Origin of the sequence: Paenibacillus sp. DCT19, from assembly GCF_003268635.1 — a bacterium.
In the GTDB taxonomy this organism is placed as follows: domain Bacteria; phylum Bacillota; class Bacilli; order Paenibacillales; family Paenibacillaceae; genus Paenibacillus.
In genome coordinates this window covers 4,847,174-4,863,424 of the sequence record NZ_CP029639.1, presented here as the reverse complement: position 1 = coordinate 4,863,424, position 16,251 = coordinate 4,847,174, and the positions used below count along the sequence as shown (strand labels likewise).

General features: G+C 45.3%; 12 protein-coding genes and 4 pseudogenes. 12 read left to right on the top strand and 4 right to left on the bottom strand.

Annotated features, from left to right (window positions below; all coding sequences use genetic code 11):
• Positions 1–65: 65 nt before the first annotated feature.
• The 4 genes and pseudogenes from DMB88_RS22275 to DMB88_RS22260 all read left to right on the top strand — a co-directional run.
• On the top strand, positions 66–1,100 hold the full coding sequence (locus tag DMB88_RS22275; protein WP_128103108.1) for a Gfo/Idh/MocA family protein: 1,035 nt from the start codon (positions 66–68) through the stop codon (positions 1,098–1,100).
• Between the two features lie 10 nt (positions 1,101–1,110).
• On the top strand, positions 1,111–2,196 hold the full coding sequence (eutH, locus tag DMB88_RS22270) for an ethanolamine utilization protein EutH (RefSeq protein WP_128103107.1): 1,086 nt from the start codon (positions 1,111–1,113) through the stop codon (positions 2,194–2,196).
• Positions 2,197–2,268: 72 nt separating this feature from the next.
• A pseudogene (locus tag DMB88_RS22265) lies at positions 2,269–3,621 on the top strand (PTS transporter subunit EIIC); the annotation flags it as partial.
• A gap of 164 nt (positions 3,622–3,785) precedes the next feature.
• Positions 3,786–4,217 (top strand): annotated as a pseudogene (locus DMB88_RS22260) (PTS glucose transporter subunit IIA); the annotation flags it as partial.
• Between the two features lie 161 nt (positions 4,218–4,378).
• On the opposite strand, the gene gdhA reads toward DMB88_RS22260, so the two are convergent.
• The gene (gene gdhA, locus DMB88_RS22255) at positions 4,379–5,755 is read right to left on the bottom strand and encodes an NADP-specific glutamate dehydrogenase (protein ID WP_128103104.1); all 1,377 of its coding nucleotides are present in this window, start codon (positions 5,753–5,755) and stop codon (positions 4,379–4,381) included.
• A 349-nt stretch (positions 5,756–6,104) separates the two neighbouring features.
• On the opposite strand from gdhA, the gene DMB88_RS30330 reads away from it, so the two are divergent.
• The 7 genes and pseudogenes from DMB88_RS30330 to DMB88_RS22225 all read left to right on the top strand — a co-directional run bounded on the left by DMB88_RS30330 (position 6,105) and on the right by DMB88_RS22225 (position 11,592).
• Positions 6,105–6,314, top strand: coding sequence for a hypothetical protein (locus tag DMB88_RS30330; protein WP_164848765.1), 210 nt, complete (start codon positions 6,105–6,107; stop codon positions 6,312–6,314).
• The gene (locus DMB88_RS22250) at positions 6,296–6,577 is read left to right on the top strand and encodes a GreA/GreB family elongation factor (protein WP_164848764.1); all 282 of its coding nucleotides are present in this window, start codon (positions 6,296–6,298) and stop codon (positions 6,575–6,577) included. The genes DMB88_RS30330 and DMB88_RS22250 overlap by 19 nt, the downstream gene beginning before the upstream one ends.
• Positions 6,567–7,072: pseudogene (locus DMB88_RS22245) on the top strand (cation:proton antiporter regulatory subunit). The gene DMB88_RS22250 and the pseudogene DMB88_RS22245 overlap by 11 nt, the downstream one beginning before the upstream one ends.
• Before the next feature lie 3 nt (positions 7,073–7,075).
• A pseudogene (locus DMB88_RS22240) lies at positions 7,076–8,280 on the top strand (cation:proton antiporter).
• A 551-nt stretch (positions 8,281–8,831) separates the two neighbouring features.
• Positions 8,832–9,545, top strand: a complete 714-nt coding sequence (locus DMB88_RS22235) for an alpha/beta hydrolase (RefSeq protein WP_254438303.1) — start codon at positions 8,832–8,834, stop codon at positions 9,543–9,545.
• A gap of 147 nt (positions 9,546–9,692) precedes the next feature.
• Entirely contained in the window at positions 9,693–10,619 is a 927-nt protein-coding gene (locus DMB88_RS22230) for an NADP-dependent oxidoreductase (RefSeq protein ID WP_128103102.1), read from the top strand.
• A gap of 235 nt (positions 10,620–10,854) precedes the next feature.
• Positions 10,855–11,592: a cyclase family protein gene (locus DMB88_RS22225; RefSeq protein WP_128103101.1), complete on the top strand. Its 738-nt coding sequence runs from the start codon at positions 10,855–10,857 to the stop codon at positions 11,590–11,592.
• Between the two features lie 86 nt (positions 11,593–11,678).
• Here DMB88_RS22225 and DMB88_RS22220 read toward each other — a convergent pair whose 3' ends face one another.
• Positions 11,679–11,879, bottom strand: a complete 201-nt coding sequence (locus tag DMB88_RS22220; RefSeq protein WP_128103100.1) for a hypothetical protein — start codon at positions 11,877–11,879, stop codon at positions 11,679–11,681.
• 223 nt (positions 11,880–12,102) lie between these two features.
• Between DMB88_RS22220 and DMB88_RS22215 the strand changes: the two genes are divergently transcribed.
• Positions 12,103–12,558 (top strand): hypothetical protein, encoded by a 456-nt coding sequence (locus DMB88_RS22215; protein ID WP_128103099.1) that lies wholly within the window; start codon positions 12,103–12,105, stop codon positions 12,556–12,558.
• Between the two features lie 89 nt (positions 12,559–12,647).
• Here the strand turns inward: DMB88_RS22215 and DMB88_RS22210 are convergent, their stop codons facing one another.
• A complete protein-coding gene (locus DMB88_RS22210) occupies positions 12,648–14,474 on the bottom strand; it encodes an ABC transporter substrate-binding protein (protein WP_128103098.1) in 1,827 nt (608 codons plus the stop codon).
• 261 nt (positions 14,475–14,735) lie between these two features.
• Complete coding sequence (locus DMB88_RS22205; RefSeq protein WP_128103097.1) at positions 14,736–16,250, bottom strand: ABC transporter permease; 1,515 nt, start codon at positions 16,248–16,250, stop codon at positions 14,736–14,738.
• Position 16,251: the final 1 nt, after the last annotated feature.

The window sequence follows — 16,251 nt, the reverse complement described above, 5'->3', positions numbered from 1 at the left end:
TGGGGAATTACAGCTTGAAACTGTACTCCATCTCTAAGACTTACATTTATAGATGAGGTGAACGTATGTGGAACATTGGTATTGTGGGTACGGGGTACTGGTCTGAAAAACATATTAAAGCATGGCAGCATATTGAGGATACAACGATCACGGCCATTTGCGACAAGAATACAGCATTGCTGAGTGACAAATCAGATCAATATAACATTCCAGAAGCGTATCGGTATTCAGATGTAGTAACAATGCTGGAGCAGGCTGATATTGATGTCCTGGATATTATTACTCCACCAGAAACACATCTGGAGCTTGTGAAGCTGGCGGCAGCCGCCGGCAAACATATTATGTGTCAGAAGCCGTTTGCGAGATCGCTTGCAGAGGCAGAAGAAATGGTTCAGATTGCTGAGCAGGCAGGCGTACGCTTAATGGTTACTGAGAATTGGCGCTGGTTAGAGCCGTTCCAGATCATCAAAAATCTGTTGCTTGAACATGCAGTGGGTAAGCTAAACACCATTCGTTATATTCATACTGATTTTTATTCACCACGGTTTGATCCAGATCAAGAGCTTCCACAGCCGTTTTTCAGAGATATGCCGCAATTATTGTTCTATGAGATGGGTGTGCACTGGCTGGATACGTGGCGGTTCTTATTCGGTGAGCCCTCCAGATTGTATGCGGAGACTCGTAAAGTGAGCCCTTATACCGTGGGGGAAGACAGTGGCATGATCCTCATCGGTTATGAAGACTACATGGGTCTGATGGATATGAGCTGGGCTACACGGCGGGAGCTACAGGAGCCTTTGGGAGAACAGGTGCTGCCGAATCATAAGGAACAGCTCATCATCGAAGGGGATAAAGCAACCATTAAACTGTATCATACGGGCAGATTAACGATCATTGATAATGCTGGTGTAGAGACTGTCATAGCAGATCAGACAGCATTGAATTATGAGGATAGTCATCGGAAGCTACAGGGTCATTTTATTGACTGTTTGAACACAGGTGCAGAGTTCCAGACCAGCGGCTTGGACAATCTGAAGACGTTACGTCTTGTATTTGATACGTATGACAGTGCGGCGAATCATAAGGTTCAGTTGTATTAAGGGAGAAGTTATGTCGATGAATGATATGGTCATGACCGTCATTGCCGCCTTCATGGTGCTTGGTGCATTGGACAAGGCATTGGGGAATCGGATGGGTCTTGGATCGGCGTTCACGGAAGGCATGATGTCAATGGGGACACTTGCGCTGGTTATGGTCGGAATTGTGTCGCTGGCGCCAACACTGGCAGGTCTGCTCATTCCCGTAATATCTCCTCTGTATGAAGCGATAGGTGCCGATCCGGCATCTTTCGCTAATACAATTCTAGCTGTGGACATGGGAGGATATGCACTCGCCAGTCAGATGGCTCAGAGTGCTGAGGCAGGGCTCTTTTCTTGGGTATTTCTCGGGACGATGCTTGGACCAACCATTGTATTCACCATTCCCGTAGCCTTGGGTTTAGTTGAACGCAAGGATCATCCGTATTTTGCTAAAGGTGTACTGATTGGCATTAGCACCATTCCTGTTGGATGCTTGGTTGGAGGTATCGTAGCTGGAATTCAGATGGAGATCATTCTAAGAAATTTGATCATACCCGTCATATTATCCGTGTTCATTATGCTCGCACTGTATCTGTATACAGATCTGACGGTGAAGGTATTTAAGTATTTTGGAAGCGGTATCACGTTGATTTCCTTAATTGGACTTGTGGCTGTCGGAGTTGAGACGCTCACTGGGTGGGTGATCATTCCGGGTATGGCTCCTTTATCTGAAGGGATAACCATTGTCGGCACCATTGCCATTGTGCTCGCAGGAGCTTTCCCCATGGTCGCAGTGATCAACAAAACTTGTCAGAAGCCGCTCGCAAGAGCTGGGCGAATGCTACATTTGGATGCGCCAACAACAGCCGGGATTATTGCTTCACTGGCACATAACATTCCGACGTTTCGCCTAGTAAAGGATATGAATCCGAGAGGTAAAGTAATTAGTATTGCTTTTGCGGTGAGTGGCTCCTTTGTGCTCGGTGGACACCTGGGATTTGTAGCAGGAATGGACAGAACAATGGTGACCGCCATGATCATTGGCAAGCTGGCAGGTGGCATCAGCGCAGCCTTGGTAGCCGCATGGACGAGCACATCAGACTCCAAAATGAATTAGTCAGGATCACTAATGGGTTCGTATAAGTTAGGTTTATCAACACTACAGCATGAATGTGAAGGAGTATAGACCATGAATCATGACAAAACAGCTAAGGAAATTCTAAGGGCAGTTGGTGGCAATGATAACATTAATAGTGTAATTCACTGTGTAACGCGTCTTCGTTTCAATCTAAGGGACATGAAGTCTCCGAACAAGGATGAGATTAAGCAGATTGATGGCGTGCTTACTGTTGTGGAAAGTGGGGGTCAGTTCCAGGTTGTCATTGGCAATGAGGTGCCCAAGGTATATGAATCTCTGTTAAAAACAATGGGCAGGGATCCTTCGGCATCCACGACAGAGCAGGGGAACGCAGGTGAAAAGCGTGGTCTGTTCAACCGTTTTGTTGATGTCGTATCCGGTGTATTTATGCCAGTGGTCGGTGTGCTTGCAGCAGCGGGTATTCTCAAAGGCTTACTCGCTCTGTTCATTACATTAAAATGGCTCACGGAAGACATGAACACATACAAAATTTTATTTGCAACCGCAGACGCATTGTTCTATTTCTTCCCGATCATACTTGGATTCTCGGCAGGTAAGAAATTCGGAGGTAATCCCTTCATCTCAGCGACCATCGGTGCTGCACTTGTATATCCCACGATGACGGCTGCCGCTACAGCGGGAACCGGTATGTCGTTCCTGAGTATCCCGGTTGTGTTAATCAATTACACACAGTCCGTTATTCCGATTATTATCGCATCCTATCTGGCAGCAAATTTCGAGAGATGGCTTACGAAAGTATCTCCTTCTTCTATTAAAATGTTTCTCGTACCGCTGATTACACTAGCGGTCATTACGCCGGTTGTTTTTATGGCGGTAGGTCCAGTAGCAACACTGATCAGTGATCTGCTTGCCAAAGGGGCCATGTGGACATATGGGCTTAGTCCAATTATTGCTGGCTTGCTGCTGGCGGGTCTATGGCAGACCATTATTATCTTTGGACTGCACTGGGCTTTTGTACCGATCCTACTCAATAACCTGGTAACCAACGGATTCGACCCGATCAATGGGATGTTGTACTGTACTACCTTTGCTCAAACGGGTGCGGCCTTTGCAATTGCAATCAAAACGCGGGATAAGAAGCTGAAGCCGATTGCGATGTCTGCGACGATCTCAGGCGTTATGGGAGTAACAGAACCAGCTATTTACGGTGTAACCTTGCCAGCGAAAAAGGCATTTGTGATGGCATCCATCGCAGGTGGTATCGCAGGAGCTGTGGCTGGTTTCATGGGTTCTACCGCGTACGGCTTTGGTGCTGGCGTGTTCGGTATTCCATTGTTCATTAATCCTCAGGGAATTGATTCCGGATTTATTGGGTTCATCCTTTCGATTGTTATCGCCTTTGTACTTGGGTTCATTCTGACGTATATGTTTGGTTATAGAAATACTGCTCCTTCCGTTGCGGTAGCGTCGTCTTCGGCTAAACTAGGGGTGTAGAGCAGGGGCAAACTGTCGTTGGTTCAAGTGTCGCGAATACTACTGTAGGTACAACTTCGAATTCTGCTACACAGACTGCAACAGGAACGTTAACAGAGCACACGGTATATAGTCCGCTTACAGGTACAATCATTCCATTAACGGAAGTTAGTGACGAGGCATTTTCAACTGGCGCAATGGGGCAAGGAGCAGCAATTAAACCTAGTGTCGGCGTAGCCTATGCACCTTTTGATGGCGTGATTGTGACGATATTTAAGACCAAACATGCGATTGGGCTATTATCTGAAGATGGCGTAGAGATATTAATCCATATTGGGATCAACACGGTGAGTTTAAAAGGCAAACATTTCACCTCGTATGTCTCCGATGGGGATGTCGTTCGTAAGGGGGATAAGCTCGTGGAGTTTGATCTTGCGGCTATCCAAGCGGCTGGTTATGATACGATAACATCGGTCATTGTATCTAATACCTCATCGTATTCGGATATTCAGATCAATTCTTCTTCTCAGGTGGAACAGGGTGAGGCTCTAATCAGCGTTAAATAAAAGAGTTCTTGTATACGAATTCATTGGAATTGGTTGTAAAAAGTAAGGGCAGCGTCCGTTCTCACGGATCGCTGCCCTTTGTCATGCACATCATAATCTAGTGCATATTTATACCATTACCATACGAACCTGTTCGCATCGTTTATACAGGTTTCGGAGAATTATACAATACCTTGAGCCAGCATAGCATCAGCTACTTTACGGAAGCCAGCAATGTTTGCACCTACAACGAGGTTGCCTGAGCAGCCGTATTCTTCTGCAGCTTCTACGCAGCTTGTGTAGATGTTTTTCATAATTTGGTGCAACTTCGCGTCTACTTCTTCAAATGTCCAGGACAACCGCATGCTGTTCTGTGACATTTCAAGTGCAGACACAGCCACGCCGCCAGCGTTAGCTGCTTTTGCTGGTCCAAACAGGACGCCTTTTTCGAGGAAGAGGTCAATAGCTGCCAGCGTTGAAGGCATGTTGGCTCCTTCGCCAATCGCTTTTACTCCACCTTCGACAAGCGTAGCTGCCGCATGTTCATCAATCTCGTTCTGAGTAGCACAAGGCAATGCAATATCACAAGGAATAGACCAGATTCCTTCACAACCACTGGTGTACACCGCATGAGGATGTTCCTTCACATATTCACTAATCCGTAGACGATTCTCTTCTTTCAGACGTTTCACGGTTTGCAGGTTAATTCCTTCCGGATCATGAATGTATCCGCCAGAGTCGCTACAAGCGACAACTTTGGCTCCAAGCTCCTGAGCTTTCTGGATCGCGTAGATGGATACGTTGCCTGAGCCGGAAACGACAACCGTGCTGTCTTTGAAGCTTAATCCTTTGGCTTGAAGCATCTCGTTCACGAAGTACACGCAACCGAAGCCTGTCGCTTCTGTACGAGCAAGGCTACCGCCGTAGAGCAGACCTTTTCCTGTCAGGACACCTGCTTGGTGACCTCCGCTAATGCGTTTGTATTGTCCAAACATATAACCGATCTCACGAGCACCTACGCCGATGTCGCCCGCGGGAACGTCTGTGTCTGCACCGATATATTTATAGAGTTCGGTCATGAAGCTTTGCGTGAACCGCATCACTTCCTGATCTGATTTACCTTTTGGATCAAAGTCCGAGCCGCCTTTACCTCCTCCGATCGGAAGACCTGTTAAAGCGTTTTTGAAAATTTGCTCAAAACCAAGGAATTTAACAATGCCGGAGTATACGGATGGATGGAAGCGAATTCCACCTTTGTAAGGGCCGATAGCACTGTTGAACTGTACGCGGAATCCACGGTTAACTTGAACCTTGCCTTGATCATCCACCCAAGGTACACGGAAGGTAATCACACGTTCAGGTTCAACCAATTGTTCCAGCAGACCGTTCTCCATATATTTAGGATGAGCCTCGATGACAGGAATGAGTGAGTCCAGAATCTCTTTTACCGCTTGGTGGAATTCGTTCTCCTGCGGGTTTCTAGCGACTACGGATTCATAGACGGAATGAACATATTGTGAAGCGATAGACTGAGTAGATTCTTTAGTTAGTGTGGACACTTTTCTGATGCACTCCTTTGTCGTGTTAAAGTCTATAATTACCCATTTGCATAAATTGCACAAAAGTTTGTAGTTAAATATACAGGAAATGCTATAAAAATACGAGATAGAAATCCATAAAATGTTTTTTATGACGTTATTAAAATGTTCTATAGATCTACCATATGATGTTAAGACTTAGTTCAAGTTACCTATTTAGCTGGATTTAATAATTAGTTTTGGTAAGATGGATGTAGGGATCTCGGCAACCGGGATCTTCATTTTATATTCAAGGAGGCATACAAGATGTTGCAAAGATTCAGACACATGAACCAAGAGAACAAGGCTTGTATAGGAGGTGAGATCTATTATGAACCATAGATCCCATTGCCATAATTGCAGAGAGATGCTGGTGAGCCAGCTCATTACTTTGGGTGAAGAGAAAAAAACATTTCTCAACGCCTATTTTGACGTGCGTGAACCTGAATGGTTCCAGACGGAACGAATGCTTACCACGTACACAGAACATGTGGAGCAGCTGCTGCTGGATCAGATGAACTGTTGGATTCCACTGTGCTAATTGGAAGCTGGATCACTTTCGAATATGTGGACTTCCACACATCGGATTCGTTCTGGATCGTAATGCCGGAAGAGGCAGATGCAGACGAGAATCGTATTTCGTTCCTTTCTCCGGTGGGGAGACAATTGTTGCTTGCTCACAAAGGGGAAACCCGGAGTGTGAATATCCCTGCAGGTTCCATGCGGGTGCGCATTACAGATATTCAATTGCAGCGCGAGCCGGTTACGCGGAAGGTCGAAGGAGGTGCAGATTATGCACTTTAAAGAGACAGATCTGCCCGGCATTGGTCGGAAGTACTGGCTGCACACACGCAGCGGTGAGCATCTGGTGATTGTCATTCATAATGACGAGCGGCGGGATCTATTTCATATGGAGCCCGGAGATCTACCGGATGAACCTGGAGATATGAGGTCTTTGGTGACATTGGATGATGATGAGGCAAGAGCGGTCGCCGCTATAGTCGGTGGATGACGTATAAACCGCAATTTCAGGAGCAGCGCGAGGTTATGCTAGATGGGTTGCTGATTGAATGGCTGCGGATTGAGCCGCATGCGGCAAGTGTTGGGCAGACCATCGGGGATCTGAACATTCGCCAGGCTACAGGCGCAGTCATTCTGGCTGTGGTGGAGAAGGATAGGGCGAAGCAGCTTAACCCAGGGCCTGAGTATGCGTTTACCGCAGGGGCAACCCTTGTTGTTGCAGGAGAGCGCGAGCAGCTCAGAGAGCTCAAACGTTTGCTTGTTGATGGAAGGCTATAGCCTATGGATATGCTCATATTTGAGGTGGGAATTGCCGTTGCGCTAATTACACTTACAGGATTAATATCTGCACGACTACGATTTTCAGTTATTCCATTTTACATCCTGGTCGGTATGGCTGTTGGACCGCATGCACCGCAGTTTGGCATTGTGGATTTACGATTTATCGAAAGCTCGTCTTTTATTGAGTTTATGGGCAGGCTGGGTATTTTATTTTTATTGTTTTATCTGGGACTGGAGTTCTCGGTCTCCCGATTGTTGAAATCGGGTAAAGCCATCCTTACGGGTGGTGTATTCTATGTAGGTCTTAATTTTGTTTCAGGTTTGCTGTTAGGCTGGTTGATGAGTCTGCCCCTTCAGGAAACGATGGTTGTGTGCGGCATCATGACCAGTTCATCTACAGCGATCGTAGCCAAAGTGCTTGTGGATTTGAAGCGGACGGCGAACCCTGAAACGGAAATTATTATGGGCATGATCATGTTTGATGATCTATTCATCGCAATCCATATCTCGATTCTGACTGGACTTGTACTGAGCGGGGCGACCTCGTTCCTGAGTGTGCTGTTAGTATCGCTCTCTGCGCTGCTTTTTATCGTATTGTTCCTGATTATTGGCAGGAAGAGTATCAAAGCTATTGATAAAGCACTCAACATTAAGTCATCGGAATTATTCTTGCTTACCATCATGACACTTCTATTCCTTGTGGCCGGATTCTCGGAAACGCTGCATGTCGCTGAGGCGATCGGTGCGTTAATGATTGGACTTGTGCTTGGCGAATCCAGACATGTCAGCCGAATTGAACAGCAAATTATGCCGTTCAAGGACTTCTTTGGTGCGCTGTTTTTCTTCAGCTTTGGCCTGACCATTGAGCCATCTTCTCTCGGTGGTGCTGTCGGGATGACACTGATTGCCGTCGTTCTGACCATTGTTAGCAATTACGGTGCAGGCATGATTGCTGGTAAAATGGCGGGTATGTCGACGAAGGCTTCGTTGAATGTAGGCTTCACTCTAGTTTCGCGGGAGAGTTCTCCATCATTATGGCGAATATCGGTAAGGCTGGAGGTCTGATGGCTTCCATTCAGTCATTTGCCGTGTTATACGTGCTGATTCTGGCAGTGCTTGGACCTATTCTGACAAAAGAATCTCCTCGCCTGTATGCGAGGTATGAACGGTTCCGGAATCGGGGGAAACGAAAGGAAAACGGATAAGCAGGTAATTTCAATAGCCTTGATAGACATGATAAGCTGTGTTGACAGGTATAAGGCAAGAAAGGCGTCACACTTCTTTGGAGAATTATCGTCTCCAAGGTGTGGCGCTTTTTTGCACCTTCATTCGAGGTAACATGCTGTATGATAGTATTTTGGCTCTGTCAAATGATCGATGAGGCGGTGCATACATGGTAACGGGTAACGTGCAGTTCCCGGATGAAGGGATATGTGGTATAAGATTAAGTATGATTAGTGGACGAGTCATATAGCCGTACATCGTAAGGTTTTTTTGGTAGACATAGGAGTAGGAGTGTACATATGCAAAAAAGTTTGCCTTCATACCAGACAACACATTTGTATTGGAAGCAGTATCAGTCTTTTTTTCCTGAAGAAGTTAGATTGAGTGAAAATACTTCCCCTGAGGAGGAATGGTGGGAAAGCAACGGAATTCATCTTCACATTGACCGATTACCTGTACCAGAGTCTCCTATCAAAATTTTGTTTATTCATGGCGCTGGGGAAATGGGCGGTTACTCGCTCCCTATGCACGAATGTTACAGAACAATGGTTACGAGGTGATTTCACCCGATCTACCACCGTATGGACTAAGCTATTCATTGCATGGCAAGCGGATAAACTATGAATTATGGATCACACTGTTAGTTGACCTTATGGAAAGAGAGTACAGTAAAGACGGTAAACCGTTCGTTGTATTAGGCAGTAGCATTGGTGGAATGTTGGCCTATCACGCCAGTGTACGAAATAAACATGTTAAGGGATTAATTGCAACTACATTTGTAGATACAAGTGACCCTGATCTGCGTGACCAGATTACTTCGAATCGATTAGTTAGTCGTGTAGGTAAGCGTATGATGGATCTTTTACCTGGTCTATTAGATCCTATACGTATTTCGGTTAAACGGGTCTCTCGCATGGAACTAATTACGAATAATAAGGACTTAACCCGTCTCATTATGAATGATCCACAGGCTGCGGGCACGTCTGTCCCTTTGGAGCTATTAAGAACATTCCTTAATAAAACGCTAGAGGTGAGCCCTGAACAATTCAGCCAGTGCCCGGTGCTACTGGTTCATCCTGAACAGGATCCAATGACCCCGTTACACTTCAGTCAATCATTCTTTGACCGTCTAGCCGTGGAGAAGGAATGTGTCATTTTGGAGGGAGCAGGTCATTTTCCTATAGAACAACCGGGTTTGAAACAATTGGAAGAAGCGGTTCTAAGATTTTTACAAAAAATTCAATAATATCACTAGCTCGTCCCTGGCTTATGGAATGAAAATGCTGTGACCTCAGGTCAAGTAAACCGATGAATGGGGTAATCATAAATAGAGAAGATTATGAGAATAACCTATTACATGTCATTCCATTTTCAAGAAAGGAAGGGATTTAGCATGAAAGCTATAGTGATTGAAGCATTTGGTGGACCTGAGCAATTGAAGGAAAAGGAAGTTAATAAACCGTCATGCGGTGTGAATCAGGTTTTGATCCGCACACAGGCGACATCTGTTAATCCAGTTGATTTCAAAATAAGACAAGGTCACTTGAAAGAAGCGGCAGATCAGCTACCGATGATTCTGGGTGGTGATGTCGCAGGTACTGTGGTTGAAGCGGGTTCAAACGTTACGCGTTTCAGAGCAGGGGATCGGGTATTCGCTCGTCCGCGGCAATTCGGAACCTACGCGGAATATGTTGCTGTAGATGCAGATATTGTTGCCCGCATACCGGAGCAGTTGAGCTTTGAGGAAGCAGCTGCGATTCCACTCGCCGCGATGACAGCTTGGCAGGCACTGGTGGATCATGGGCGCTTGGGCAAAGGACAGAAGGTGCTTATTCATGCCGGTGCGGGTGGAGTAGGCACATATGCCATTCAAATTGCCAAATCGCTGGGTGCTGAAGTTGCTTCCACCGCGAGTGCAGCAAATGAAGAGTTACTTCGCTCGTTAGGTGTGGATCATTTCATTAACTACAAGGAACAGGATTTCTCGCAGATTCTCTCAGACTACGATGTTGTATTGGATACGATGGGCGGCGACATACAGCGGAACAGCTTCAAGGTGTTGAAATCTGGCGGACGTCTGGTATCACTTGTGCAGCAGCCGGATGAGAAGCTGGCGAAGGAAACTGGCGTGATAGGTAGCGTGTTCATGATGGAACCCAAGGGAGATCAACTTGAACAGTTGGCAGAGCTCGCAGCTGAAGGGAAATTGAAGTCGATCATTGATGAAACGTATCCGTTAACTGAACAGGGATTGCGTGATGCTCACGAAAAAAGTGAGTCACATCATACACGGGGTAAGTTGGTTATTACCACGAATTAGTTTGGAATCCGAGAGTTGATCAAGCAAGCTGAAGATGGATAAAGGGTGAATATTGCAGTGGAATTAACGCTTTACAACCTTAAGATCATATGCCGTTCTCCATACAGGAGAGCGGTTTTTTAATGTGTTCCTGTTCGTTCGTATGAAGTTTGCAGCACAACAAATTCTTCACCAATGTGCAGCGTTGAGATATAATAGGGGAAATTTATTCCATTCTACATATGAGGTGATCCTGATGTCGACTGAACTTATTCAAGCTATTCAATTGTTAAAAGAAAAAAAGTGGGTAGATCTGACACATACCTTTGGGCCAGATTCACCTCACTTCTCAGCCTTTGATGCAGCTCAATTCGATACGCTATTCAATCACGACCAAGGATTTTTTGCACAAAGCTTTCGATTTCCTGGGCAATATGGCACGCATCTAGATGCACCGATCCATTTTGTGCGTGATACTCGTTATCTGGATCAACTTGGGTTGAAAGAGTTAGTATTACCACTAGTTGTAATTGATCAGTCGGCAGCCGTAGCAAGCAACCCTGACTTTACGCTGGATGTAGAGCATATTCTAGCATTCGAACAAGAACACGGTGAGATTGAAGCGGGCAGCTTCGTTGCTCTACGTACCGATTGGAGCAAGCGCTGGCCAAGCCATGAGTTATTTAATAATAAAGATGCTGATGGGAACAGTCATGCACCAGGATGGTCGGTAAGCGCACTAAAATTTCTGTTTGAAGAACGGAGCGTAAAGGCTATCGGTCACGAGACCTTTGATACAGATTCAGCAATAGATTATCGCAAAAATGGAGCTTTACTAGCCGAATACTATGTCTTGGCACAGGATACATATCAGGTCGAGCTTCTGACAAACTTGGATCAGGTTCCTGCCAAAGGCGCAGTCATCTTCAATCTCGTTCCCAAAGCAGAGAAAGCATCCGGGTTTCCGGTAAGATCCTTTGCTATTCTGCCATAAATCTAATTAAGGTATCGTCTTATACAAATGTATTATGTAAAATGCAAGGGAGGCGAAAGCCTCCTTTTTTCTATTTACTACTTTAACTACTTATGATCCGATGATGAAGCTTGATTGAATCGTTCCGTAATTCTCTTCTGTTCCTTCTTGCGCCGAATCCAACGTTTAAATGCATTCTCTGCTTTTCTTCCCTCTAACGTTTCTTTTAAGCCTTGAATCATGAATTCAGATCTCCGTCTGTCATCCCGACTAATCTCGCGTAATTCCTTAATAAATTTGTCGTCCATATCTGCCTCTCGCTCATTCAGGATAGATTTCTATTATACCGAACATACGTTCCTTTATCAAGTTTTTCCATGATAGATATTGTCGAATCCTTGTAGTGACAAGAAGCATAGGAACGTGGTGCACCTTGTGTGAAAATGTTATTAGTGTGGTCGGATCTAATCGTCATGTATAGTAATGTTTTGGCAGGAGGTTGAGAAATGAATGGAGTGGGAGGCGGGGTTCATGGTAAAGCCAACATTAGGCAGATCGTGGCTACTTGCAATGATACATGGGATATTAGGGGTAGGAGCACTTGCTGGAGGAATAATGTTAATTATCGATCCGACGGGGAACGCAATTGGTTTACCGAGTTCGTTATTGGAGCATTCTCCATTTGCCAACTTTCTGATTCCGGGCATATTGTTAATGTTAGTTCTTGGCGTGATGCCTTTGATCATCGGTATTTCGCTTGTACGCTACATTCGCTCAGCGCTCTGTGAGAAGCTTAATCTCTTTCCTGACCGCTACTGGGGTTGGACGTTCTCCTTATATATCGGATTTGCGCTCTTGATCTGGATTATGGCACAGGTGTACTGGATTCAGGCCGCCTCGTTGATCCACTTAATCTATTTTGCATGGGGCATAGGAATTCAGATCGTAACCCTATGGCCTGGGGTACAACGAAGATATTCGCACTAAATAACTATGAAAATGCCATTAAAATGGAATACAAAACGGCTGTACCACGATCAAGAACAGATCTGGTACAGCCGTTTGTTGTTAACCGTTTATTTTGAAGCGTTGTAGTTGCTCAAGAACTCTTTTACTTTGGCTGGATCAGCTTTTAATTCATTGCCTGTGTCAACCAGTGGACTTAATGTGGAGAATGCTTTCAGTTTGTTGTTTTTGTAGAACTGTAGAATCTCATCCTGATTGATAGAGTACAGCACAGCTTTTCTCAGGTCACTGCTCTTGGATACTTCACGATTTGCTGTGTTGAACAGCAAGTAAGATACCGCGTTGCTTGGGATGCTCTGTAGGTGCAGCTTACTGTCACTCTCAACGATGTCATACTTCGTTTCAGGCACACCGTAGTAGAGGTGGATCTCACCGCTACGCAGAGCGGAAAGTGCGCTGTCCGCATCTGCGATAAAGCGTACATTTACTTGTGAAATTTTCGGTGCATACTCACTTCCTGTGCGATAGCCAGGATTTTTCAGGAATACACCTTCATAGTCATTTTTGTATGACAAAATGTATGGTCCGCTTGTATACAACGTATTGTTGTACGCTGCTCCTTCGGTTACTGTGTTCTGATCGCCGTAAGGGATGTCTTTGTTCACATCAAAGGATGCTACATCATAAGTGTTGATGCTTTCCACTTGTTTCTTGGACACGATACCAGCAGATTGGTGAGCCAGGTAGTTCAATACTTGCGGGAATGGTTCAGTTGTTGTCAGTTTGATAACTTGATATTTACCTGCTCCGTTGTCTGCTTTGGTTTTGTCAGATACAAGCTCTGTAATTTTGCTGTCTAATCCTTGTTCCAATGCATCCTTGATTGAACCGCCACCACCAGTTTGTTGCGTAGACTCAAGCACGCTCAGATCTGTAACCAGCTCGGTTTTTTGGATGTGCTCATGCAAGCTGTATGTCCGGTGATCAGGTACGGAATCTTTATTTTTGGCACGATCCATGGAGAAGATTACGTCGTCCGCACCAACGCGTTCACCTGTATCTACTGCTTTTTTGTTTTCGATTTTGGCAAAATTAATATCATCTCTCAAGACGAAGTAGTACTCGGAGTTTCCATCCGCGATGCTGAAGTTATGGGACAGGGATCCCTCAGCAGTCAGTTGGTCGTCATCCGTCAGGTTGACTAGACGTACATACATATTGGTATTCAGTTGGTTGATGGAACCATCATTACCTTTGATCGGATCAAGAGAGGTTAGTACAGACGCGCTTTGCGTCAAGATCAGAGGATCAGTTTCATTTTTGGAGCTGTCCTTGAATTGAATCGGTTCCCAAGCCATTGCACGAGATTTGGACAAACGCACAGTATCTTGGTTTATCACATCTTTATTCAGTGCCTGGTTTTTGAGTGAGTTATAGACTGGAGCGATGTACGCTTGATCAGTTACCAGACGTTGCTCCAATTTCTTGTATGTTTCCTTGTATTGGTCTGGCGTTTGCGTAGCTGCTTCATCAATCAATTTGTCGATTTCTTCATCAGCCAAAATGCTGTAATCTCCGCCTGTTTTGAACAGAGAACGAACGGCATAGTCCGGGTTTCCCGTAACGGTTGTCCAGCTTGACAAAGCAATGTCATAATTCCCAGCGTCCTGTTGGGATTTGTAGCTACCGTAATCCGGTTGCAGGTTCAACTTCACGTTGAACCCGTTCTTAGTCAGTTGGTCACGGATGATGTTTACATCGTTCTCGGAAGAACTTTGTGCCAGCAATGTAATGTCTACTGGTGCTTGATTCGTGGTAGTTTCTGTTGTATCCGAAGTTGATGCTTCAGACTGAGTGTCGCTCTTTGTTTTAACGCTGCATCCGGAGATCACAATGACCAAGATAAGTAACAGCGAAATGAGTGTACGTTTTTTCATGAAAATACCTCCTATTGGAATGAATGAGTTCGCCTAAAAATGTTTACACTTGCCACTCCGATGACAGAATAACCTTCCGATCGCTGTTATCCCCAGATTTTCTTGATTCTCCTTTTCTAAGGGGAAATCCGGGGATAGCGTATGCTTCCGATGCAGCTTTCTTTCAGAAAGCTTTTAGCCGAACGCTCTGCTTCTCCATGTTATTTCTGTCCTCTCCGTTCTCGTGTAAAACGTTTAGTAGAACATAAAAATTAAATAAAATTATGCTTTTTCAAGCTTAGGATCAAGCGCGTCGCGCAGTCCGTCACCGAGAAAGTTAAACGAAAGAACAAGTAGAATAATGGCAAGACCGGGATAAATGGCAAGATACGAATGTGTCTCCAGATACGTACTGCCGAGTTTGAGAATGTTGCCCCATTCCGGAATATGCGGCTCAACGCCGAGTCCGAGATAACTTAAGCTACTCGTGGCGATGACGGCTCCACCAATCGTAAGTGTAGACTTGATGATCATAGGAGCTAGCGAGTTCGGAATGATGTGTTTGAAAATGATGGAACGATTGTTATATCCGAGTGCACGTGCTGCCTCTACGAATTCAAAGGTAGATACGTAGAGCACACTCGCTCTCATTGTTCGAGCGTAAGTCGGGATAGAGCCAAGGCTAAGCGCCAGGATCAGGTTAACGGTATTCGCTCCAAATGCCGCGATGATTGCAATTGCGAGCAGGATACCTGGTATAGCGTACAATACATCGAGCAGTCGCATGATGATATTGTCTGTATGTTTACCATAGAAGCCTGAGAATGCTCCGAGCACCCCACCAATCAATACGGGAATGATGGTTGACATACAACCTACAATGAGAGAAATTCGAGCACCGAATACAATTCGGGAGAACAGGTCGCGTCCAAAATCATCCGTCCCAAGCGGGTAGGCGAGAGAAGGTGGTTGTAACAGGGCTGAGTAATTGTTCTCCACGGCTACGCTGTAGTCGAACGTGTAGAAGCTACAGATCGAGATCGAGAATAGGAAAACGATGAAGAACAAGCCTGACATCGCAGTTACATTTGGAGCAAGTCGTTCCCATAGATCGTTCCAGAAGTTAGATTTTTGCTTCCCTTGGCGGCGTATCCGTCCAAGCAGGGTAACACCTAGCAACAGAGCAAACAGGTTGCCTGTAATTGATGTCAGAATAAGTACTACACTGACGATTAGCATCCAGCGAGGGAGCATCTGTGCTGGCGCATACTGGGATACGATGAACAACACGATCAGATCAATCACCATAATCAGAAGAAGTACTGCCATTGCTGGAAGAAAGGTATCCGCCACGTAGGGTTTGAATAAATTCAAGCCAGATACGCCAATTACGAAGAGCTGAGTCAGCACGGTATAAACAGCGAAGGTATACTCAACGCTCTTACCTCTTCGAATCAGATGAAAAGCAGCCGTGACAATAAAAATATTACCTGTGATGATGGCCAGAAGTTGAATCCATCCCATCCTGCGAGTCCAGACAGAGATCGAGCCATCGCGCATCAGGTCTTTGCGTAATTGATAGGTCACGAAGCTCTGAACGAGTGTGAAGAACAGGTAAGCCAGAAATGCAGTTAGAATAAATGGTTTGAACACGTTCTCCCCATAATCATAGCTATTGAACACTAATAGCAATGTCAGGAGTAGCGAAGTGATCCAGGCAAAGCTAGCCTGACTATATTCTGAAGAAGACTTCAGTCGAAAACGCATCTCTTGTGTAATAGAACCTGATTTTTTCATT

Excerpts from the sequence above, each read along its gene's own strand:
- DMB88_RS22220 (WP_128103100.1), bottom strand. The coding sequence starts at position 11,879 with ATGGACGACAAATTTATTAAGGAATTACGCGAGATTAGTCGGGATGAC.
- eutH (WP_128103107.1), top strand. The coding sequence starts at position 1,111 with ATGTCGATGAATGATATGGTCATGACCGTCATTGCCGCCTTCATGGTG.
- DMB88_RS22215 (WP_128103099.1), top strand. The coding sequence starts at position 12,103 with ATGGTAAAGCCAACATTAGGCAGATCGTGGCTACTTGCAATGATACAT.
- DMB88_RS22235 (WP_254438303.1), top strand. The coding sequence starts at position 8,832 with ATGTTACAGAACAATGGTTACGAGGTGATTTCACCCGATCTACCACCG.
- DMB88_RS22225 (WP_128103101.1), top strand. The coding sequence starts at position 10,855 with ATGTCGACTGAACTTATTCAAGCTATTCAATTGTTAAAAGAAAAAAAG.
- DMB88_RS30330 (WP_164848765.1), top strand. The coding sequence starts at position 6,105 with ATGAACCATAGATCCCATTGCCATAATTGCAGAGAGATGCTGGTGAGC.
- DMB88_RS22275 (WP_128103108.1), top strand. The coding sequence starts at position 66 with ATGTGGAACATTGGTATTGTGGGTACGGGGTACTGGTCTGAAAAACAT.
- DMB88_RS22205 (WP_128103097.1), bottom strand. The coding sequence starts at position 16,250 with ATGAAAAAATCAGGTTCTATTACACAAGAGATGCGTTTTCGACTGAAG.
- DMB88_RS22230 (WP_128103102.1), top strand. The coding sequence starts at position 9,693 with ATGAAAGCTATAGTGATTGAAGCATTTGGTGGACCTGAGCAATTGAAG.
- DMB88_RS22210 (WP_128103098.1), bottom strand. The coding sequence starts at position 14,474 with ATGAAAAAACGTACACTCATTTCGCTGTTACTTATCTTGGTCATTGTG.